Origin of the sequence: Bacillus sp. FSL M8-0025 (assembly GCF_037975475.1) — a bacterium.
GTDB lineage: Bacteria > Bacillota > Bacilli > Bacillales > Bacillaceae > Bacillus > Bacillus subtilis.
In genome coordinates this window covers 3,348,562-3,369,293 of record NZ_CP150258.1, presented here as the reverse complement: position 1 = coordinate 3,369,293, position 20,732 = coordinate 3,348,562, and the positions used below count along the sequence as shown (strand labels likewise).

At 46.6% G+C, this 20,732-nt stretch carries 18 protein-coding genes; 15 read left to right on the top strand and 3 right to left on the bottom strand.

What is annotated here, in order from left to right; translation table 11 throughout:
• Positions 1-4: 4 nt before the first annotated feature.
• From MKX38_RS17470 to MKX38_RS17440, 7 genes are read left to right on the top strand one after another with little or no spacing between them, the layout of a single operon-like run.
• The gene (locus MKX38_RS17470) at positions 5-1,081 is read left to right on the top strand and encodes a polysaccharide pyruvyl transferase family protein (protein ID WP_160244587.1); all 1,077 of its coding nucleotides are present in this window, start codon (positions 5-7) and stop codon (positions 1,079-1,081) included.
• Positions 1,078-2,112 (top strand): glycosyltransferase, encoded by a 1,035-nt coding sequence (locus MKX38_RS17465; RefSeq protein WP_339187851.1) that lies wholly within the window; start codon positions 1,078-1,080, stop codon positions 2,110-2,112. The genes MKX38_RS17470 and MKX38_RS17465 overlap by 4 nt, the downstream gene beginning before the upstream one ends.
• Positions 2,109-3,626, top strand: coding sequence for an MATE family efflux transporter (locus MKX38_RS17460; protein WP_167560432.1), 1,518 nt, complete (start codon positions 2,109-2,111; stop codon positions 3,624-3,626). The genes MKX38_RS17465 and MKX38_RS17460 overlap by 4 nt, the downstream gene beginning before the upstream one ends.
• A complete protein-coding gene (locus MKX38_RS17455) occupies positions 3,623-4,231 on the top strand; it encodes a sugar transferase (RefSeq protein ID WP_339187848.1) in 609 nt (202 codons plus the stop codon). The genes MKX38_RS17460 and MKX38_RS17455 overlap by 4 nt, the downstream gene beginning before the upstream one ends.
• Positions 4,228-4,878, top strand: a complete 651-nt coding sequence (locus MKX38_RS17450) for an acetyltransferase (protein WP_167560428.1) — start codon at positions 4,228-4,230, stop codon at positions 4,876-4,878. Before MKX38_RS17455 ends, MKX38_RS17450 begins: the two co-directional genes overlap by 4 nt.
• Positions 4,879-4,882: 4 nt before the next feature.
• Complete coding sequence (locus MKX38_RS17445; protein ID WP_339187843.1) at positions 4,883-6,049, top strand: aminotransferase class I/II-fold pyridoxal phosphate-dependent enzyme; 1,167 nt, start codon at positions 4,883-4,885, stop codon at positions 6,047-6,049.
• A complete protein-coding gene (locus tag MKX38_RS17440; RefSeq protein ID WP_088327006.1) occupies positions 6,028-6,996 on the top strand; it encodes a polysaccharide pyruvyl transferase family protein in 969 nt (322 codons plus the stop codon). The genes MKX38_RS17445 and MKX38_RS17440 overlap by 22 nt, the downstream gene beginning before the upstream one ends.
• A gap of 9 nt (positions 6,997-7,005) precedes the next feature.
• Here the strand turns inward: MKX38_RS17440 and yvfG are convergent, their stop codons facing one another.
• A complete protein-coding gene (gene yvfG, locus MKX38_RS17435) occupies positions 7,006-7,224 on the bottom strand; it encodes a protein YvfG (RefSeq protein ID WP_003219905.1) in 219 nt (72 codons plus the stop codon).
• Between the two features lie 78 nt (positions 7,225-7,302).
• Between yvfG and rpoN the strand changes: the two genes are divergently transcribed.
• Positions 7,303-8,613: an RNA polymerase factor sigma-54 gene (gene rpoN, locus MKX38_RS17430; protein ID WP_033883454.1), complete on the top strand. Its 1,311-nt coding sequence runs from the start codon at positions 7,303-7,305 to the stop codon at positions 8,611-8,613.
• A 26-nt stretch (positions 8,614-8,639) separates the two neighbouring features.
• Here rpoN and lutP read toward each other — a convergent pair whose 3' ends face one another.
• A complete protein-coding gene (gene lutP, locus MKX38_RS17425; protein WP_339187840.1) occupies positions 8,640-10,331 on the bottom strand; it encodes an L-lactate permease LutP in 1,692 nt (563 codons plus the stop codon).
• A 227-nt stretch (positions 10,332-10,558) separates the two neighbouring features.
• On the opposite strand from lutP, the gene lutR reads away from it, so the two are divergent.
• The 7 genes from lutR to ganB all read left to right on the top strand — a co-directional run bounded on the left by lutR (position 10,559) and on the right by ganB (position 19,466).
• Positions 10,559-11,281, top strand: a complete 723-nt coding sequence (lutR, locus tag MKX38_RS17420; protein ID WP_003228277.1) for an L-lactate utilization/bacilysin biosynthesis transcriptional regulator LutR — start codon at positions 10,559-10,561, stop codon at positions 11,279-11,281.
• A 179-nt stretch (positions 11,282-11,460) separates the two neighbouring features.
• On the top strand, positions 11,461-12,453 hold the full coding sequence (gene ganR, locus MKX38_RS17415; RefSeq protein WP_003244199.1) for a galactan degradation operon transcriptional regulator GanR: 993 nt from the start codon (positions 11,461-11,463) through the stop codon (positions 12,451-12,453).
• Between the two features lie 139 nt (positions 12,454-12,592).
• On the top strand, positions 12,593-13,858 hold the full coding sequence (gene ganS, locus MKX38_RS17410) for an arabinogalactan oligomer ABC transporter substrate-binding protein GanS (protein ID WP_033883452.1): 1,266 nt from the start codon (positions 12,593-12,595) through the stop codon (positions 13,856-13,858).
• A gap of 39 nt (positions 13,859-13,897) precedes the next feature.
• The gene (ganP, locus tag MKX38_RS17405) at positions 13,898-15,154 is read left to right on the top strand and encodes an arabinogalactan oligomer ABC transporter permease GanP (RefSeq protein WP_015714738.1); all 1,257 of its coding nucleotides are present in this window, start codon (positions 13,898-13,900) and stop codon (positions 15,152-15,154) included.
• A 3-nt stretch (positions 15,155-15,157) separates the two neighbouring features.
• Positions 15,158-16,009: an arabinogalactan oligomer ABC transporter permease GanQ gene (ganQ, locus tag MKX38_RS17400; protein WP_015714737.1), complete on the top strand. Its 852-nt coding sequence runs from the start codon at positions 15,158-15,160 to the stop codon at positions 16,007-16,009.
• An 18-nt stretch (positions 16,010-16,027) separates the two neighbouring features.
• On the top strand, positions 16,028-18,091 hold the full coding sequence (gene ganA / locus MKX38_RS17395; RefSeq protein ID WP_326131739.1) for a beta-galactosidase GanA: 2,064 nt from the start codon (positions 16,028-16,030) through the stop codon (positions 18,089-18,091).
• A gap of 79 nt (positions 18,092-18,170) precedes the next feature.
• A complete protein-coding gene (ganB, locus tag MKX38_RS17390; RefSeq protein ID WP_029318379.1) occupies positions 18,171-19,466 on the top strand; it encodes an arabinogalactan endo-beta-1,4-galactanase in 1,296 nt (431 codons plus the stop codon).
• A gap of 53 nt (positions 19,467-19,519) precedes the next feature.
• On the opposite strand, the gene rsbP is transcribed toward ganB, so the two are convergent.
• Positions 19,520-20,731: a phosphoserine phosphatase RsbP gene (gene rsbP, locus MKX38_RS17385; protein ID WP_144482836.1), complete on the bottom strand. Its 1,212-nt coding sequence runs from the start codon at positions 20,729-20,731 to the stop codon at positions 19,520-19,522.
• Between the last annotated feature and the right edge of the window lies 1 nt (position 20,732).

The window sequence follows — 20,732 nt, the reverse complement described above, 5'->3', positions numbered from 1 at the left end:
GGACATGTCGTTACAATCGTTGAAAATCAATTTTGCAGAATGGCTGCTGCTAAAGGTCAAATACCCGTCCCAATATTGGCTGGGAGCGGCAGATCAACCAGTAAAGGCCGCAGCACATCAGAAAAAAATCATACTGACCCTGCTGCCGTCCCATGACAATTTGGGAGATCACGCAATTGCTTATGCCAGCAAGGCATTTCTTGAGCAAGAATACCCGGACTTTGACATCGTCGAGGTCGATATGAAGGACATTTACAAATCAGCAAAAAACCTGATCCGCTCGCGCCATCCGGAGGATATGGTCTTTATCATCGGCGGCGGAAATATGGGGGATTTATACCGTTATGAGGAGTGGACGCGCCGCTTCATCATTAAAACATTCCATGACTATCGGGTTGTCCAGCTTCCGGCAACGGCTCATTTTTCTGACACGAAAAAAGGGCGCAAAGAGCTGAAACGGGCACAGAAAATTTATAATGCGCACCCCGGCCTGTTGCTGATGGCGCGGGATGAAACAACGTATCAATTTATGAAACAGCATTTTCAAGAAAAAACAATTTTGAAGCAGCCGGACATGGTGCTGTATTTAGATAGAAGCAAGACCCCCGCAGAACGCGAAGGGGTTTATATGTGTTTGCGCGAGGATCAGGAAAGCGTGCTTCAGGAGGACCAGAGGAACCGGGTCAAGGCTGCGCTATTTGAGGAATTCGGCGAGATCAAATCCTTTACGACAACGATCGGCCGCCGGGTCAGCCGGGATACACGCGAACAAGAACTTGAAGCACTGTGGTCTAAGCTGCAAAGCGCAGAAGCCGTCGTCACTGACAGGCTTCATGGCATGATTTTTTGCGCGCTGACAGGAACGCCATGTGTTGTCATTCGCTCCTTTGACCATAAGGTGATGGAGGGCTATCAATGGCTTAAAGACATCCCGTTCATGAAGCTGATAGAACATCCGGAGCCAGAGCGCGTAACAGCCGCAGTCAATGAGCTTTTAACAAAAGAAACACCCCGTGCAGGCTTTCCGAGAGATGTGTATTTTAAAGGTCTGCGTGACAAAATTAGCGGTGAAGCGCAATGACCCCGCTCGTCAGCATTATTGTCCCGATGTATAATGTTGAACCATTTATAGGGGAGTGCATTGACTCTTTGCTTTGCCAAACGCTTTCGGATATTGAAATCATCCTCGTGAATGACGGAACACCGGATCGTTCAGGCGAAATTGCAGAGGACTATGCAAAACGGGATGCGAGAATCCGGGTCATTCATCAGGCAAACGGCGGGCTTAGTTCAGCGCGAAATACGGGAATAAAGGCCGCGCGGGGCACTTACATCGGCTTTGTAGACGGAGACGATTATGTATCATCCGCCATGTTCCAGAGGCTGACTGAAGAAGCGGAGCAAAATCAGCTTGACATCGTCGGATGCGGTTTTTACAAGCAGTCATCGGACAGGCGGACATATGTGCCACCGCAGCTTGAGGCAAACCGCGTGCTGACGAAACCAGAAATGACTGAACAGCTTAAACATGCTCACGAAACGAGATTTATCTGGTATGTATGGCGTTATCTTTACCGTCGTGAGCTTTTTGAAAGGGCGAATCTGTTGTTTGATGAAGACATCCGTTTTGCTGAAGACTCTCCCTTCAATTTGTCCGCTTTTTGCGAAGCGGAGCGGGTGAAAATGCTTGATGAGGGATTGTACATTTATCGTGAAAACCCGAACAGCCTGACAGAAATCCCTTATAAGCCGGCGATGGATGAACATCTTCAAAAACAATATCAAGCTAAAATCGCATTCTACAATCACTATGGCTTAGCAGGCGCATGCCAAGAAGATTTGAATGTGTACATTTGCAGGCACCAGCTTCCGATGCTTTTGGCAAATGCCTGTGCTTCTCCGAATTCGCCGAAAGACATCAAAAAGAAGATCAGACAGATTTTATCCTATGACATGGTGCGGCAGGCTGTCAGACATACACCGTTTCAGCATGAGAAATTATTAAGAGGAGAGCGTTTGGTATTAGCACTGTGTAAATGGCGGCTCACTTTTCTCATCAAGCTGTTTTTCGAGCAGCGGGGGAAAATGAAAGGCAGTGCGAAGCAGGCATGAAATTCACGATAAATTTCAGCGCTAATCTCACGGCTTTTCTGTTGTCTGTTTTCCTATCGGTTTGGATGACGCCTTTTATTGTCAGTACGCTTGGTGTGGAAGCGTTTGGCTTTGTTCACTTGACACAAAATGTGATTAATTACTTTTCGGTTATCACCGTGGCGCTCAGCTCGGTTGTCGTTCGATTCTTTTCTGTTGCTGCCCACAGGGGAGAGCGGGAGAAAGCAAATGCGTATATCAGCAATTATTTAGCGGCCTCTGTTTTGATTTCATTGCTGCTCTTGCTGCCGCTTGCGGGTTCGGCTTTTTTTATTGACCGCGTCATGAATGTGCCGCAAGCGCTTTTGGCAGATGTGCGCTTGTCGATTTTGATCGGCAGTGTGCTGTTTATTTTAACGTTTCTGATGGCGGGTTTCGGCGCTGCACCATTTTATGCCAACCGCCTTTATATCACCAGTTCCATTCAGGCGGTGCAAATGCTTATACGGGTGCTGTCTGTGCTGCTCCTGTTTGCATGCTTTGCGCCGAAAATCTGGCAGATCCAGCTTGCAGCTTTAGCTGGTGCTGTCATTGCGTCTGTGCTGTCTTTCTATTTCTTCAAAAAGCTGATTCCGTGGTTTTCGTTTCGTATGAAGGATCTTTCATTCCGCACTAGCAAGGAGCTGTTTCAAGCGGGCGCATGGAGCTCCGTCAATCAAATCGGCGTCCTGCTTTTTTTGCAGATTGATCTGTTAACCGCCAATTTGATGCTGGGGGCGTCCGCATCCGGGAAATACGCGGCGATTATCCAGTTTCCGCTGCTTTTGCGCAGCTTGGCCGGAACGGTCGCATCCCTGTTTGCGCCTATCATGACTTCATATTATTCAAAAGGCGATATGGAAGGATTGATGAATTACGCCAATAAGGCAGTAAGGCTCAATGGTCTTTTGCTTGCACTTCCTGCTGCCTTATTGGGCGGATTGGCGGGACCTTTTTTGACAATCTGGCTCGGACCCTCCTTTTCAACGATAGCACCGCTTTTATTTATTCATGCCGGATACTTGGTTGTCAGCCTCGCCTTTATGCCGCTGTTTTATATATGGACCGCTTTTAATCAACAAAAAACACCGGCGATTGTTACCCTGCTGTTAGGTGCGGTGAATGTGGTGCTGGCGGTCACGCTGAGCGGGCCGGCTCATCTCGGTCTGTACGGCATAACGTTGGCAGGGGCCATTTCTCTTATTTTAAAAAATGCCATCTTTACGCCGCTTTACGTATCCCGCATTACAGGCTACAAAAAGCACGTGTTCTTTAAAGGCATCATCGGGCCTCTTTCAGCCGCTGTGTTTGCCTGGACGGTCTGTAAGGCAATTCAGTTCATTGTGAAGATTGACAGCTGGCCGTCATTGATAGCGACGGGAGTGACAGTCAGCTTTTTCTACGCTGTTTTCGCTTTTATGCTCGTTTGTACAAAAGAGGAAAGACAGCTGGTATTAAAACGGTTTCGAAAAACGAAAGGAGCTGTGAATCTTTGATCCTGAAACGACTTTTTGATCTGACGGCCGCCATTTTTTTGTTGTGCTGTACAAGTGTGATCATTCTGTTCACCATCGCCGTTGTCAGGCTGAAAATAGGATCACCTGTCTTCTTTAAGCAAGTAAGGCCGGGCCTGCACGGCAAACCGTTCACCCTATATAAGTTCCGGACAATGACGGATGAACGGGACGGTGAGGGAAATCTGCTGCCCGATGAAGTCCGGCTGACGAAAACGGGCAGGCTGATCAGAAAGCTGAGCATTGATGAGCTTCCGCAGCTCCTGAATGTCCTGAAGGGCGATCTGAGCCTTGTCGGGCCGCGGCCGCTTTTGATGGACTATCTGCCTCTTTATACAGAAAAACAGGCACGGCGCCATGAGGTGAAGCCGGGTATCACAGGCTGGGCGCAAATCAATGGCAGAAACGCGATTTCCTGGGAAAAGAAATTTGAATTAGATGTTTGGTACGTTGACAACTGGTCATTTTTTCTCGATTTGAAAATTTTATGTTTGACGGTGCTAAAGGTCCTTGTTTCAGAAGGGATTCAGCAAACCAATCATGTGACCGCGGAACGGTTTACCGGAAGCGGAGATGTGTCCTCATGAAAAACGTGGCCATTGTGGGTGACGGCGGTCACGGAAAGGTGATCAGAGAGCTGATAAACGCCCGCTCAGATACGCGCTTAGCCGCGGTGCTGGATGATAAATTCAAAACGTTCGAAGGCGGAAAAGAATGGTACACAGGACCGCCGGAAGCCGTTACTGAACTGCGCAGGCTCATTCCTGATGTGCTGTTTCTGATTGCTGTTGGGAATAACAGTGTCAGAAAACAGCTGGCGGAGCGACTGGGACTGGGGAAAGATGATTTTATTACATTGATTCACCCGTCAGCCATCGTCAGCAGGTCGGCTGTCATTGGGGAAGGGACAGTGATTATGGCGGGCGCGATCATTCAGGCGGATGCGCGCATCGGCGCCCACTGCATCATCAATACGGGTGCAGTGGCAGAGCACGATAATCAAATCAGCGATTACGTTCATCTGTCCCCGCGTGTCACGCTGTCAGGAGCGGTTTCCGTTCAGGAAGGCGCTCACGTCGGAACCGGTGCATCCGTCATACCGCAGATCACAATCGGGGCTTGGAGCATTGTTGGTGCCGGCTCCGCGGTGATCCGTCCCATACCGGACAGGGTAACGGCGGCCGGTGCTCCGGCACGCATCATTTCTTCCATTCAAACATCAAACAAAGGATGATTCTATGCATAAAAAAATCTACTTATCTCCCCCTCATATGAGCGGCAGGGAGCAGCACTATATTTCAGAAGCCTTTCGCTCAAACTGGATTGCGCCGCTTGGGCCGCTCGTGAATTCATTTGAAGAACAGCTGGCAGAACGAGTCGGTGTAAAAGCAGCTGCTGCGGTCAGCTCAGGAACGGCGGCGATTCATCTCGCGCTGCGTTTACTTGAGGTAAAAGAAGGTGACAGCGTGTTTTGCCAGTCCTTCACATTTGTAGCAACCGCCAATCCGATTCTATATGAAAAAGCGGTGCCCGTCTTTATTGATTCTGAGCCTGATACGTGGAATATGTCGCCGACAGCCCTTGAAAGAGCATTGGAGGAAGTGAAAAGAAATGGAACACTGCCAAAAGCGGTGATTGCCGTCAATCTATATGGGCAGAGCGCGAAAATGGATGAAATCGTAAGCCTGTGTGATGCATACGGAGTTCCTGTCATTGAGGACGCAGCCGAATCTCTCGGCACAGTCTATAAAGGGAAGCAAAGCGGAACTTTCGGGCGCTTCGGCATTTTTTCATTTAACGGGAATAAAATCATTACCACATCAGGGGGAGGGATGCTCGTTTCAAATGATGAAGCAGCAATTGAAAAAGCAAGATTTCTCGCTTCGCAGGCACGAGAGCCGGCTGTTCATTATCAACACAGTCAAATTGGTCATAATTACAGGCTGAGCAATATCTTAGCCGGCGTCGGCATTGCCCAGCTTGAGGTGCTGGATGAGCGAGTGGAGAAAAGAAGGACCATTTTCACGAGATACAAAAATGCGCTCGGTCACATAGACGGCGTCCGCTTTATGCCGGAGTACGCAGCAGGCGTATCCAATCGCTGGCTCACCACGCTCACACTTGATAACGGGCTCAGCCCATATGACATAGTTCAACGTCTTGCTGAAGAAAACATTGAAGCCCGTCCGCTGTGGAAGCCGCTCCATACCCAGCCGCTATTCGATCCGGCTTTATTTTATTCTCATGAAGATACAGGAAGCGTATGCGAAAATTTGTTCAAGCGAGGAATCTGTCTCCCATCGGGGTCCAATATGACAGAAGATGAGCAAGGCCGGGTCATTGAAGTGCTACTGCACTTATTCCATACTGTCGAGGTGAAGAAATGGACAGCAAGCATTCGATGATCAGCCTGAAACAGAAACTGTCCGGGCTGCTCGACGTCATTCCGAAACAATCAGAGATTATATATGCTGACTATCCTCTATATGGGAATGTAGGGGATTTATTTATTATGAAAGGAACAGAAGCCTTCTTTAAAGAACACGAGATTCGGGTCAGAAAACGCTGGAATCCTGACAATTTTCCAGTCGGGCGAAAGCTGGATCCTAATCTCATCATCGTCTGCCAGGGAGGCGGAAACTTCGGGGATCTGTATCCGTATTATCAAGGCTTTAGAGAGAAAATCGTCCAAACCTATCCGAACCACAAAATTGTGATCCTGCCGCAATCGATTTATTTTCAAAACAAAGACAACCTCAAACGGACGGCAGAGATATTTTCTAAGCATGCGAACCTTCACATTATGACAAGGGAAAAAGCCTCCTATGCTACGGCACAGGCTTATTTTACAAGAAATCACATTCAGCTTCTGCCTGATATGGCTCATCAGCTGTTTCCCGTCATTCCCACGCAGCAGCCGTCCAATCAAAAGCTGAGATTTATCCGAACAGATCATGAAGCAAACCAGGCGCTTCAGGAACACGCAGAAGCGGAAAGCTACGACTGGCGCACGGTGCTGTCAGCTTCAGACCGCCGGACGATTGCTTTTCTGCAAACGCTGAACGTCCTGAATAAAAAAGCAGGCAACCCTTTGCCCATTGCGTATATATGGGAAAAATACTCGGATTATATCGTCCAAAAAGCGATTCGGTTTTTCAGCCGTTACGAATCGGTGGAAACATCAAGGCTGCACGGCCACATTCTGTCTTCTCTTCTTCAAAAAGAAAACACGGTCATTGATAATTCCTACGGGAAAAACGCCAATTACTTTCATACCTGGATGGAAGGCGTGCCAAGCACCCGTCTCATCCAGCACGCCTCAAAGAAGGAAAACCTTCCTGCTCACATGTGAGCGGAAGGTTTATTTTGATTCTCCACGTTTGACTTTGTTGTATGCTTCATCTAAATGCTGAATCCGTTTCAGGACAACTGCGTTTTTCGTCAGCTGGTCCTGCACTAGTGTTGAGACGACGGAACGGTAGTAGCTGTTCATCGCGTGGATTTTATCCTCAGACTGATTCATTTCAATATGCTGTTTTAAATTCTCAATAAAATAAGGGACGGAAAAAAGTTCAGACATTTCTTTGGCAGCTCCTTTTTCATAAATGTATACGGTGTGATCTCAATCATGTACAATGAAGAAAGGGGAGTGAGCAAGATGGATATGAAACTTCAGCAAGTACAAGTATTAAAGCCTCAACTGACACAGGAGCTCAGGCAGGCCATCACGCTGCTTGGCTATCATTCGGCAGAACTCGCCGAGTACATTGATGAGCTCTCACTGGAAAACCCTCTTATTGAACGAAAGGAAACAGACACACCGCCACTATCTTACCATAAAACAAACAAAAACAGGATGAATGCACAGGAAGCGGGCCTTCAATTAAGTAATCCGCAAAAAACATTGCAGGATGCGTTAAAACAGCAGTCACTCGATATGAATCTGACCAACACTGAAAAAAAGATTTTTAATTATCTGATTCATTCGCTTGATTCAAACGGGTACTTGGAAGAAGATGTGGAGGAGGCAGCACGGCGCCTATCTGTATCGGCTAAGGAAACGGAGGCTGTTTTGGCAAAACTCCAGTCATTAGAACCGGCTGGAATCGGTGCGAGATCTTTGCAGGAATGCATCCTTCTTCAATTACAGCGGCTGCCGAACAGAAATGAACAAGCAGAAATGCTGGTTTCAGCTCATTTTGGTGCTTTTGCACAAAAAAAATGGAAAGCGCTTTCAGTAGAGACAGGAATTCCGCTTCATACCATTCAAGATATCTCAGATGATATCGCGGCTCTTCATCCTAGACCTGGCCTTCTGTTTGCCCGGCCAGAGCAAGATGTGTATATTGAGCCTGACATTTTTATCACCGTAAAAAACGGGCACATCGCAGCGGAACTGAATACCCGCTCGTTTCCCGAGATCGATCTGCATCCGCAGTACAGAACGCTTTTATCATCCGGCTCCTGTCAGGATACTGTCTCCTATTTATCTGCGAAATATCAGGAGTGGCGCTGGCTGAGCCGCGCGCTGAGGCAGCGAAAACAGACAATCACGAGAATTATCAATGAACTGATCACACGCCAAAAGGATTTCTTTCTGAAAGGGCGAAGCGCAATGAAGCCGCTGACTCTCAGAGAGGTGGCGGACTGTCTAAGCCTTCATGAATCAACTGTGAGCCGGGCCATTAAAGGGAAAACAATACAAACGCCTTACGGGCTGTTTGAGATGAAACTCTTTTTCTCAGCAAAAGCCGAGGCTTCAGGTGATGGAGATGCGTCGAATTATGCAGTCAAAACGCATCTGGAAAACCTGATCAATCAAGAGGACAAAACAAAACCGCTTTCAGACCAAAAGCTTGTCGATTTGCTGTATGAACAACACGGCATCCAAATCTCGAGACGCACCGTGGCAAAATATCGCGACCAAATGAATATTCCGTCATCGGCAGCGAGAAAGCGATATAAATAAAATCCTCCCTAGACGGGAGGATTTTTTTAAGGAATCATCCAGCTGAATATGTGATGCTGCAAAAAGGTGATGATACAAACGAGCAGCAGCAAAAACAGACTGTGTTTAATGGTAAAGCGGAAAAGATCTGACTCCTTTCCGGCGAGTCCTACCGCGGCGCACGCCACCGCTATCGACTGCGGTGAAATCATTTTTCCTGTGACACCGCCTGAAGAGTTGGCGGCCACAGACAGAACGGGGTCCATGCCGACTGATAATGCGGTGACTTTCTGCAGGTTGCCGAACAGCAGGTTGGCGGAAGTATCCGAGCCGGTAATGAAGACGCCGAGCCAGCCGAGAACGGGCGCAAAGAAGGTAAACATCGAACCTGTCAGCGCGAGTGTCATCCCGAGTGTCGTGCTCATTCCCGAGGAGTTGGTGACATAGGCAAAACCAACGACAGAAGCAATGGTCAAAATCGGAAGCTTCAATTCTTGGACTGTTTCTTTAAAAACGGTTCCCCAGTCTTTCCATGAAATCGCCGTGATGAACTTTGACAGCACTGCGGCAATCAAAATCGCGGTGCCGGCCGAACCAAGCACCTCCAACTTGTAAACCGCTTCAATCGGTGTACCGTCAGCATTGACAATCTGATTGTTCAAAAAAGGCACACCTGGGGAAAAAGTCAGTTTTTCTCCAACAGCATTCAGCCACTTCAAGAACACCGCAGAGCCTTCATAATGCCCGGTCAGCGCGGATTTGACAGATGGAATGCCCCATACGGAAATCATCGCCGTCAGCAGCAGAAATGGCGACCAAGCCTTAAAAATCTGTCCGCCGCTGTACGCAGGCGCCGCCGGATTTGTGCGCGCCGTTTCAATTGAGGCGGCCGACTCTTGTTCACCGGCAAACCGGAATGTTGTTTTCGGCGTCCACCATCTCAAAAACACAGCAAGCGCAGCCATTGAAACAAGAGCTGACAAAACATCGGGCAGCTCAGGCCCTAAAAAATTGGAACTGAGATATTGAACAACGGCAAAGGAAACACCAGATACGAGAATCGCCGGCCAGATCTCCAAGGCTTTCCTGAACCCGCTCATGATGATGATTAAATAAAGAGGAATAAATACGGATAAAAACGGCAGCTGCCGCCCGACCATTTGCGAAATCTCCATCGCCGGAATCCCTGACGGCCCTTCTACGGCTGTAATTGGAATCCCAATTGCCCCAAAGGCAACCGGCGCCGTATTGGCGATCAAACAGATCCCCGCAGCATAAAGAGGATTAAAGCCGAGACCGACCAGCAGCGCGGCAGAAATGGCGACCGGCGCTCCGAAGCCTGCTGCCCCTTCTAAAAAAGCCCCGAATGAAAAAGCGATCAAGAGAGCTTGAAGCCGTCGGTCATCAGTAATTGAGAGAACAGAGCTGCGAATGATATCAAACTGTCCCGTTTTCACAGTGATTTTATACAAAAAAACAGACGTCACAATGATCCAGCCGATCGGCAACAATCCGTATACGGCTCCTTGTGTCGCGGACATCAGCGCTTTTTCCGCCGGCATCCGATAAACCAATACAGCAATGATAAGGGCGATCCCCAATGTGGCCAAGCCTGCTGTATACCCCTTCATCCGTTTAATCGCGAGTGCCCAAAAAAAGAAAATAATCGGTACAAGTGCGGCAAGCGCTGATAATAGCAAATTTCCCCCTATAGGCGTATATGCCTGTGTCCATTGCATCCCAAACCCCTCCTTGAAACATAAACTGGCGCCATATGTAAGCGGTTTCTATAGATGATATGATCATCTGATGACTGGGTAATAAGACCAGTTACCTAGCATTATATTTTGAAAAAAATCAAAGTACAAGACTTTTTGACAAAATAGTCAAAATCTTTTGGCGGCCCACAAAACAGAGTATAATAGATCGTAAACAGCCAGACCTACAAGTTACGGGGTGAATTGCATTGAAATACAAACAGATTAAAACAAAAAAAATATATGAAGAAGTAGCGGATGCACTATTAGATATGATCAAAAACGGCGAATTGAAGCCGGGGGATAAACTGGACTCTGTTCAGGCGCTTGCTGAGAGCTTTCAAGTCAGCCGTTCAGCGGTTCGCGAGGCACTTTCTGCGCTAAAAGCGATGGGGCTTGTCGAAATGAAACAGGGAGAAGGCACGTACCTGAAGGAATTTGAGCTCAATCAAATTTCTCAGCCGCTCTCAGCCGCCCTTTTGATGAAAAAAGAGGACGTCAAGCAGCTGCTCGAGGTCAGAAAACTGCTTGAAATCGGCGTGGCTTCACTAGCGGCTGAAAAAAGGACAGAAGCAGATCTCGAAAGAATTCAGGATGCACTAAAGGAAATGGGCAGCATTGAAGCGGACGGGGAGCTGGGAGAGAAAGCAGACTTTGCATTTCATCTTGCGCTTGCGGACGCTTCTCAAAATGAACTTCTTAAACACTTGATGAATCACGTGTCATCATTGCTGCTGGAAACAATGAGGGAAACGAGGAAAATCTGGCTGTTTTCCAAGAAGACCTCCGTTCAGCGGCTGTATGAGGAGCACGAACGGATTTACAATGCTGTGGCTGCCGGGAACGGTGCACAGGCGGAAGCCGCCATGCTGGCGCATTTGACGAATGTGGAAGATGTGCTTTCGGGATATTTCGAGGAAAATGTGCAATAACCAACTCATTTCCCGGGCAATTCCGCCGGTTCCGAATGATACGAACAACTGAGACTGAGCCGCAAATGGTTCAGTCTTTTTACATGGCAGCCAGAGGGCTTTGTGCACTTGACATTTGTGAAAAAGAAAGTAAAATATTTTACTAAAACAATGCGAGCTGAATAATGGAGGCAGATACAATGGCGACAATTAAAGATATCGCGCAGGAAGCGGGATTTTCAATCTCAACCGTTTCCCGCGTTTTAAATAACGATGAAAGCCTTTCTGTTCCTGATGAGACACGGGAGAAAATCTATGAAGCGGCGGAAAAGCTCAATTACCGCAAAAAAACAGTAAGGCCGCTGGTGAAACATATTGCGTTTTTATATTGGCTGACAGATAAAGAAGAATTAGAAGATGTCTATTTTAAAACGATGAGATTAGAAGTAGAGAAACTGGCGAAAGCATTCAATGTCGATATGACCACTTATAAAATAGCGGATGGAATCGAGAGCATTCCTGAACATACGGAAGGGTTTATTGCCGTCGGCACATTTTCAGATGAAGAGCTGGCTTTTCTCAGAAATCTCACTGAAAACGGCGTGTTCATCGATTCAACTCCTGATCCCGATCATTTTGACTCGGTAAGGCCCGATTTGGCACAAATGACAAGGAAGACGGTAAACATCCTGACTGAGAAGGGGCATAAGAGCATCGGTTTTATCGGCGGCACTTACAAAAATCCGAATACCAATCAGGATGAAATGGACATCCGTGAACAAACCTTCAGATCCTATATGAGGGAAAAAGCCATGCTGGACGAGCGCTATATTTTCTGTCATCGCGGATTCTCTGTAGAAAACGGCTACCGCCTGATGTCAGCAGCGATCGACACATTAGGCGATCAGCTTCCGACTGCTTTTATGATTGCAGCGGACCCGATAGCAGTGGGCTGTCTGCAAGCCCTGAACGAAAAAGGAATTGCTATACCAAACAGGGTAAGCATTGTGAGTATCAACAACATCAGCTTCGCGAAGTATGTCTCGCCTCCTCTGACGACGTTTCATATTGATATACATGAATTATGTAAAAACGCTGTTCAATTACTGCTTGAACAAGTGCAGGACAAGAGAAGAACGGTAAAAACATTATATGTGGGCGCAGAATTAATCGTCAGGAAGAGTATGAATTAAGAATGACTTAGGACACTAAGTCATTTTTATTTAAGTAAAAAAATTTACTCTATGAGGTAAATAGTTTGTTTACACATTTTCTCAAGCGTGCTATATTATTTTAAAAGCGCTTTCATTCATATCGAAAGGGTGACAATCAATGAAAAAGGCAAAAAGGTGTTCCGTATTCATGCTCTGCGCAGCTGTGAGTTTATCCTTGGCGGCTTGCGGCCCAAAGGAAAGCAGCAGCGCCAAATCGAGTTCAAAAGGGTCAGAACTTGTTGTATGGGAGGATAAAGAAAAGAGCAACGGCATTAAAGACGCTGTGGCTGCATTTGAAAAAGAGCATGATGTGAAGGTCAAAGTCGTTGAAAAACCGTATGCCAAGCAGATTGAAGATTTGCGAATGGATGGACCGGCCGGCACAGGCCCTGACGTGTTAACAATGCCAGGGGACCAAATCGGAACCGCTGTCACGGAAGGATTACTCAAGGAATTACATGTCAAAAAAGACGTTCAATCACTTTATACTGACGCTTCCATTCAGTCTCAAATGGTAGATCAAAAGCTTTATGGACTGCCAAAAGCGGTCGAAACGACTGTGCTTTTTTACAACAAAGATCTCATCACAGAAAAGGAATTGCCCAAAACGCTGGAAGAGTGGTACGACTATTCCAAAAAGACTGCTGACGGCAGCAAATTTGGCTTTTTAGCCCTATTCGATCAAATTTATTATGCAGAAAGTGTGATGAGCGGATATGGCGGATACATTTTTGGAAAGGCCAAAGATGGGAGCTATAACCCGTCAGACATTGGAATCAATAATGAAGGAGCTGTCAAAGGTGCGGCGCTGATTCAGAAGTTTTACAAAGATGGCCTGTTCCCGGCTGGCATTATTGGAGAACAAGGGATTAACGTATTGGAATCGCTGTTCACAGAAGGAAAAGCCGCCGCAATTATTTCTGGTCCATGGAATGTAGAAGCCTTTTCGAAAGCAGGAATCAATTATGGCATTACGAAACTGCCGAAGCTGGAAAATGGGAAAAACATGAGCTCCTTTATCGGCGTCAAAAGCTACAACGTCAGTGCATTTTCAAAGAATGCAGAGCTGGCGCAAGAATTAGCCGTTTTCCTGGCAAATGAAAAAAATTCTAAAACACGATATGAAGAGACGAAAGAAGTTCCTGCTGTGAAATCCCTAGCCAATGACCCGGCTATTATGAAAAGCGAGGCGGCACGGGCAGTTACTGAACAATCCCGTTTCTCAGAGCCAACACCAAATATTCCGGAAATGAATGAAATATGGACGCCGGCTGATTCAGCATTACAGACGGTTGCAACAGGGAAGGCGGATCCGAAACAAGCATTGGATCAAGCCGCTGAAACCGCCAAAGGACAAATTAAGGCAAAGCACAGCGGAAAATAAAGAGGAAGCTAGATTTGTATTGTAAGAGAGGTGAAAACGGTGCAGCATCGTCAAGTCGCTTTGTTGCTTTCTATCATCCCGGGGCTCGGGCAATTTTATAACAAGCAATGGATAAAAGGTATTGTCTTTCTTTTCTTAGGCGCATCGTTTTTTGCGGTCTTTGGAGATCTGCTCAATATGGGGTTTTGGGGAATCTTTACACTGGGAACAGAAGTGCCGCGGGATAATTCCGTTTTTCTGCTGGCGGAAGGAATTATCGCTGTCATCGTGACCTGCTTTGGCCTTGCGGTGTATTATGTGAATCTTCGCGATGCGTTCCAAAGCGGAAAACAGCGTGATGAAAATAAGCCATTAAGTTCCTTAAAGGAACAATACCAACATATCATTTCTGAGGGCTATCCTTATGTCGTCAGCGGCCCCTCTTTGTTTATTTTAATTTTCGCCGTGATCTTTCCTATCTTATTCAGCTTTGCATTAGCGTTTACAAACTATGATTTGTATCATTCTCCTCCTGCAAAATTAATTGATTGGGTCGGTTTTCAAACGTTCGCAAATATTTTCACAGTTGATATTTGGAGGTCGACTTTTTTTGATGTACTGGCTTGGACGGTGGTTTGGACACTTGCTGCATCCACACTGCAAGTCAGCTTGGGGATTTTTCTCGCGATCATTGTTAACCAGAAAGACCTTCGGTTTAAACGTTTTTTTCGGACGATTCTGATTTTGCCATGGGCCGTTCCCGGTTTTGTGACGATTTTAATTTTTGCGGGACTGTTTAATGATAGCTTCGGTGCGATGAATCACGACATCTTGGCTTTCTTCGGGATAGATCCGCTTCCGTGGATGACAGATGCCAATTGGTCGAGGCTTGCGTTGATTCTCATGCAGGGCTGGCTCGGATTTCCGTACATCTTTCTCGTCTCAACAGGCGTATTGCAATCCATCCCGGACGATCTGTATGAAGCAGCTACGATTGATGGCGCTTCTGTCTTTTCAAAGCTGAGATACATCACGCTTCCGATGGTGTTCATTGCAATGGCTCCGATTATCATTACCCAGTTTACGTTTAACTTTAATAACTTTAATATTATCTATCTATTCAATGGCGGAGGTCCGGCTGTAACCGGATCAACAGCCGGCGGGACAGATATCCTCGTTTCATGGATTTATAAATTGACAATGCAGTCCAGCCAATATTCTCTTGCTGCGGCTTTAACCATTTTATTATCTGTATTTGTTATCTCCATCGCATTGTGGCAATTCAGACAGACAAAGTCTTTTAAAGAGGGGGCATAAGGTATGCTGGCAGATATGAAAGTCAGAAAATATATCCGTCTCCTTTTCTCTTACTTGTTGCTAGCCTTTATGGCGGTCATCATTGTGTATCCTCTCCTTTGGACGGCAGGCGCAAGCTTTAACCCTGGCAACAGCTTAATCAGTACATCCATCATTCCGAAGCATCCGACATTCGACCATTACAAGGAATTATTTGCGGGCAAAGAAAGCCTTCAATATGTGCAGTGGTATGTCAACTCAATGAAGATCAGCCTGTTTACAATGGCAGGGTCTTTGCTCTGTGTGACATTTACAGCCTATGCGTTTTCGCGCTTTCGCTTCAAAGGCAGGAAATACGCTTTAACGCTCTTTTTATTGCTGCAGATGATTCCTCAGTTTTCAGCTTTAATTGCCTTGTTTGTGCTGGCGCAAATCTTGGGAATGATCAATAGCCATTGGCTGCTAATCTTGCTTTATATCGGCGGCCTGATCCCGATGAATACGTATTTGATGAAAGGGTACATGGATTCCATTCCGATGGATTTAGACGAAAGCGCCAAGATTGACGGAGCCAGCAGCACCAGAATTTTCTTCCAGATCATTCTGCCATTATCAAAACCGATGGCGGCAGTCGTGGCCATGAACGGCTTTACCGGTCCGCTCGGAGATTTTGTGCTGTCCTCAACCATATTGAGAACGCCTGAATCATATACATTGCCCGTCGGTCTATTCAATTTAGTGAATGATGTCATGGGGGCCAGCTATACGACATTTGCGGCCGGAGCCCTGCTTATCAGCATACCGGTGGCCATCATCTTTATCATGCTGCAAAAGAATTTTGTGTCCGGACTAACCGCAGGCGGAACGAAGGGCTAAGAGAAAAAGGAGGAGAATGTGATGTCAAAGCTTGAAAAAACGCACGTAACAAAAGCGAAATTTATGCTCCATGGGGGAGACTACAACCCCGATCAGTGGCTGGATCGGCCCGATATTTTAGCTGACGATATCAAACTGATGAAGCTTTCTCATACGAATACGTTTTCTGTCGGTATTTTTGCATGGAGCGCACTTGAGCCGGAGGAGGGCGTATATCAATTTGAATGGCTGGATGATATTTTTGAGCGGATTCACAGTATAGGCGGCCGGGTCATATTAGCAACGCCGAGCGGAGCCCGTCCGGCCTGGCTGTCGCAAACCTATCCGGAAGTTTTGCGCGTCAATGCCTCCCGCGTCAAACAGCTGCACGGCGGAAGGCACAACCACTGCCTCACATCTAAAGTCTACCGAGAAAAGACACGGCACATCAACCGCTTATTAGCAGAACGATACGGAAATCACCCGGGGCTGTTAATGTGGCACATTTCAAACGAATACGGGGGAGATTGCCACTGTGATCTATGCCAGCATGCTTTTCGGGAGTGGCTGAAATCGAAATATGACAACAGCCTCAAGGCATTGAACCAGGCGTGGTGGACCCCTTTTTGGAGCCATACGTTCAATGACTGGTCACAAATTGAAAGCCCTTCGCCGATCGGTGAAAATGGCTTGCATGGCCTGAATTTAGATTGGCGCCGGTTCGTCACCGATCAAACGATTTCGTTTTATAAAAATGAAATCATTCCGCTGAAAGAATTGACGCCTGATATCCCTATCACAACGAATTTTATGGCTGACACACCGGATTTGATCCCGTATCAGGGCCTCGACTACAGCAAATTTGCAAAGCATGTCGATGTCATCAGCTGGGACGCTTATCCTGTCTGGCACAATGACTGGGAAAGCACAGCTGATTTGGCGATGAAGGTCGGCTTTATCAATGATCTGTACCGAAGCTTGAAGCAGCAGCCCTTCTTATTAATGGAGTGTACGCCAAGCGCGGTCAATTGGCATAACGTCAACAAGGCAAAGCGACCGGGCATGAATCTGCTGTCATCCATGCAAATGATTGCCCACGGCTCGGACAGCGTACTCTATTTCCAATACCGCAAATCACGGGGGTCATCAGAAAAATTACACGGAGCGGTTGTGGATCATGACAATAGCCCAAAGAACCGCGTCTTTCAAGAAGTGGCCAAGGTAGGCGAGACATTGGAACGGCTGTCCGAAGTTGTCGGAACGAAGAGGCCGGCTCAAACCGCGATTTTATATGACTGGGAAAATCATTGGGCGCTCGAGGATGCTCAGGGGTTTGCGAAGGCGACAAAACGTTATCCGCAAACGCTTCAGCAGCATTACCGCACATTCTGGGAACACGATATCCCTGTCGACGTCATCACGAAAGAACAAGACTTTTCACCATATAAACTGCTGATCGTCCCGATGCTGTATTTAATCAGCGAGGACACCATTTCCCGTTTAAAAGCGTTTACGGCTGACGGCGGCACCTTAGTCATGACGTATATCAGCGGGGTTGTGAATGAGCATGACTTAACATACACAGGCGGATGGCATCCGGACCTTCAAGCTATATTTGGAGTTGAGCCTCTTGAAACGGACACCCTGTATCCGAAGGATCGAAACGCTGTCAGCTATCGCAGCCAAATATATGAAATGAAGGATTATGCAACCGTGATTGATGTAAAGACAGCTTCAGTGGAAGCAGTGTATCAAGAAGATTTTTATGCGCGCACGCCAGCGGTCACAAGCCATGAGTATCAGCAGGGCAAGGCGTATTTTATCGGCGCGCGTTTGGAGGATCAATTTCAGCGTGATTTCTATGAGGGTCTGATCACAGACCTGTCTCTTTCTCCAGTTTTTCCGGTTCGGCACGGAAAAGGCGTCTCCGTACAAGCGAGGCAGGATCAGGACAATGATTATATTTTTGTGATGAACTTTACGGAAGAAAAACAACTGGTCACGTTTGATCAGAGTGTGAAGGACATAATAACAGGAGACATATTGTCAGGCGACCTGACGATGGAAAAGTATGAAGTGAGAATTATCGTAAACACACATTAGGCTGATGCTCCGCTCGATATGGGCGGATTCTTTTTTCTATAGAATGAAACCGCTTACTAAGTCTTGGGGGGATGAAATCATGAAAAGCAAAGTGAAAATGTTCTTTGCGGCTGCCATCGTGTGGAGTGCATGTAGTTCAACAGGATATGCCGCTGCCATTGAGAAGGAGAAGCACGTGTCAGAGCTTCGGACAGAGGATGAGGATCTTTTTGTTAAAAAAGTAGAGGGGATGAACAAGGATTTTATCAAAGGGGCAGATGTGTCCAGCGTTATTGCTTTGGAAAACAGCGGTGTCACCTTTTATAATACAAGCGGAAAACGTCAGGACATCTTTACAACCTTAAAACAGGCTGGGGTCAACTATGTTCGCGTCCGCATCTGGAATAACCCGTATGATTCAAATGGCAACGGGTATGGCGGGGGAAACAATGATGTTCAAAAAGCAATCGAAATCGGAAAAAGAGCGACAGCGAACGGAATGAAGGTGCTGGCCGACTTTCACTACTCTGATTTCTGGGCCGATCCAGCGAAACAAAAGGTGCCCAAAGCCTGGGCGAATCTCAGCTTTGAAGCAAAAAAAGCAAAGCTCTATGAGTATACGAAACAAAGCCTGCAAAAGATGATCAAGGAAGGCGTTGACATCGGCATGGTTCAGGTCGGAAATGAAACAACAGGAGGATTTGCCGGTGAGACTGATTGGACGAAGATGTGCCAATTATTTAATGAAGGAAGTCGAGCGGTCAGGGAGACAAATTCAAATATTTTGGTCGCCCTGCATTTTACCAATCCTGAAACGGCTGGAAGGTATTCATTTATTGCGGAAACACTCAGCAAAAACAAAGTGGATTATGATGTGTTTGCGAGCTCCTATTATCCTTTCTGGCATGGGACATTACAAAATTTGACCTCCGTGCTGAAGGCTGTTGCCAATACGTACGGCAAAAAAGTCATGGTGGCGGAAACATCGTACACCTATACCGCTGAGGATGGCGATGGGCATGGAAATACAGCGCCAAAAAGCGGGCAGACGCTGCCATATCCAATTTCTGTTCAAGGCCAGGCAACTGCAGTAAGAGATGTAATGGAGGCAGTGGCGAATACGGGCAAAGCAGGACTCGGTGTTTTCTACTGGGAGCCGGCGTGGATTCCAGTCGGGCCGAAGACACAGATAGAGAAAAACAAAGTGTTATGGGAAACATACGGGTCAGGGTGGGCGTCCAGCTATGCTGCTGAATACGACCCTGAAGACGCCGGGAAGTGGTATGGGGGAAGTGCTGTAGATAATCAAGCTTTATTTGATTTTAATGGACACCCGCTGCCTTCTTTGCAGGTGTTTCAATATGCGGAGTCAGGACATATTCCAAAGAAACGCTGAAACAAAAAAATCCATGAGATGTAACAAATCATTGTTATGTCTCATGGATCATTTTATTTTACATCAACTAATATAAAACATTCGTCATCACTCTTATGATGAGCTTCCTTTTGATGCTGCAGTGATGTAAGGATGTTCTCCTTCAGGTCAGCGATCGGCGAATCAGGATGATCCTTTAGTAAATCAAATAAATAACATGAAGCCGTAGGATCCATCACGCCATCCGTATACAGAAGCAATCTTCCGTCCTCCGTGTATGAAAGGCTGCTTGACTGAAACTCTAAGTCTTCAAACATCCCGATCGGAGGCGAGGTCGCGTGAAGCAGATGTTGAGTTCCGCTATCGTCCTGCCAAAGTGCCGGCGGATGCCCTGCGTTGACATAATCAATTCTTTGCCGTGCTATATCAATCTCGAGATAAATAGCAGTGCAATAATGTCTTGCTTCCTCATCATTTTGAAACAAGCTGTGAAGGTGCCGGTCCAATTCCTTCATAACTTTAACGGGGCTGAGACCTTGCGTGATCTGGCGCTGGAACAAAGGATGAAGAGACATCGTAATCAATGCAGATGAAATTCCGTGCCCCATCACATCAAGGATAATAATGCCGTAACGGTGTTCATCGATTTGATAATATCCGTAAAGATCACCTGACAATTCACTCGATGCGTTGTAATAAGAGTCAATCTGAACCTGATCGTTTACAATCGGTTCAGTCAACGAGTTTTTCTGGTTCTTTCTGGCGAGTTCAAGCTCTCTTTTGGTGTTTAATTTAAATTGTTGATTTTGTTTGTTGATCTCAAGAAGTTCTTCTTGTTTTGCTTTCAGCGTTTCCAAGGCAATTTCTAACTCCGCATTGGCTTTCTGTTTGGCAAGCAAAGCTTCCTGAGCCTCATTTCTGGCTATCAGCAGCTCATTTTCATATTCATTTCGCTTTCGCATTGGAATAAGAACACAATCAAAGACAGAAGCCTCGCTATCGTGTCTCGCAATAGCATTGATAAGGACGGGAATTTCTTCTCCATCTCTTGCTTTCAAGGAAATGTATATTTCTTCGATGTGATGCTCCAATTTCAAAAGCGGAAAAAAATAAAGCTGGCAGAAAAGCTGTGCGGGAATGGTCAACATCATATTCATGTGCTGGCCGATAACCTGCTCCGGTTCATAATCCAGAATCTTGATAAGGGTGCGGTTGGCAGCTATGATCGACCCCTCTTCTGACAAAGCGAGGAAACCGCATGGTGCATCATTCAATTGTTTGTCCATC

Bases quoted from the DNA above. Each gene is read 5' to 3' on its own strand.
- MKX38_RS17445 (WP_339187843.1), top strand. From the start codon at position 4,883: ATGCATAAAAAAATCTACTTATCTCCCCCTCATATGAGCGGCAGGGAG.
- lutP (WP_339187840.1), bottom strand. From the start codon at position 10,331: ATGCAATGGACACAGGCATATACGCCTATAGGGGGAAATTTGCTATTA.
- MKX38_RS17465 (WP_339187851.1), top strand. From the start codon at position 1,078: ATGACCCCGCTCGTCAGCATTATTGTCCCGATGTATAATGTTGAACCA.
- MKX38_RS17440 (WP_088327006.1), top strand. From the start codon at position 6,028: ATGGACAGCAAGCATTCGATGATCAGCCTGAAACAGAAACTGTCCGGG.
- MKX38_RS17450 (WP_167560428.1), top strand. From the start codon at position 4,228: ATGAAAAACGTGGCCATTGTGGGTGACGGCGGTCACGGAAAGGTGATC.
- MKX38_RS17470 (WP_160244587.1), top strand. From the start codon at position 5: ATGTCGTTACAATCGTTGAAAATCAATTTTGCAGAATGGCTGCTGCTA.
- ganR (WP_003244199.1), top strand. From the start codon at position 11,461: ATGGCGACAATTAAAGATATCGCGCAGGAAGCGGGATTTTCAATCTCA.
- ganS (WP_033883452.1), top strand. From the start codon at position 12,593: ATGAAAAAGGCAAAAAGGTGTTCCGTATTCATGCTCTGCGCAGCTGTG.
- ganB (WP_029318379.1), top strand. From the start codon at position 18,171: ATGAAAAGCAAAGTGAAAATGTTCTTTGCGGCTGCCATCGTGTGGAGT.
- yvfG (WP_003219905.1), bottom strand. From the start codon at position 7,224: ATGTCTGAACTTTTTTCCGTCCCTTATTTTATTGAGAATTTAAAACAG.
- rsbP (WP_144482836.1), bottom strand. From the start codon at position 20,731: ATGGACAAACAATTGAATGATGCACCATGCGGTTTCCTCGCTTTGTCA.
- MKX38_RS17460 (WP_167560432.1), top strand. From the start codon at position 2,109: ATGAAATTCACGATAAATTTCAGCGCTAATCTCACGGCTTTTCTGTTG.
- rpoN (WP_033883454.1), top strand. From the start codon at position 7,303: ATGGATATGAAACTTCAGCAAGTACAAGTATTAAAGCCTCAACTGACA.
- ganQ (WP_015714737.1), top strand. From the start codon at position 15,158: ATGCTGGCAGATATGAAAGTCAGAAAATATATCCGTCTCCTTTTCTCT.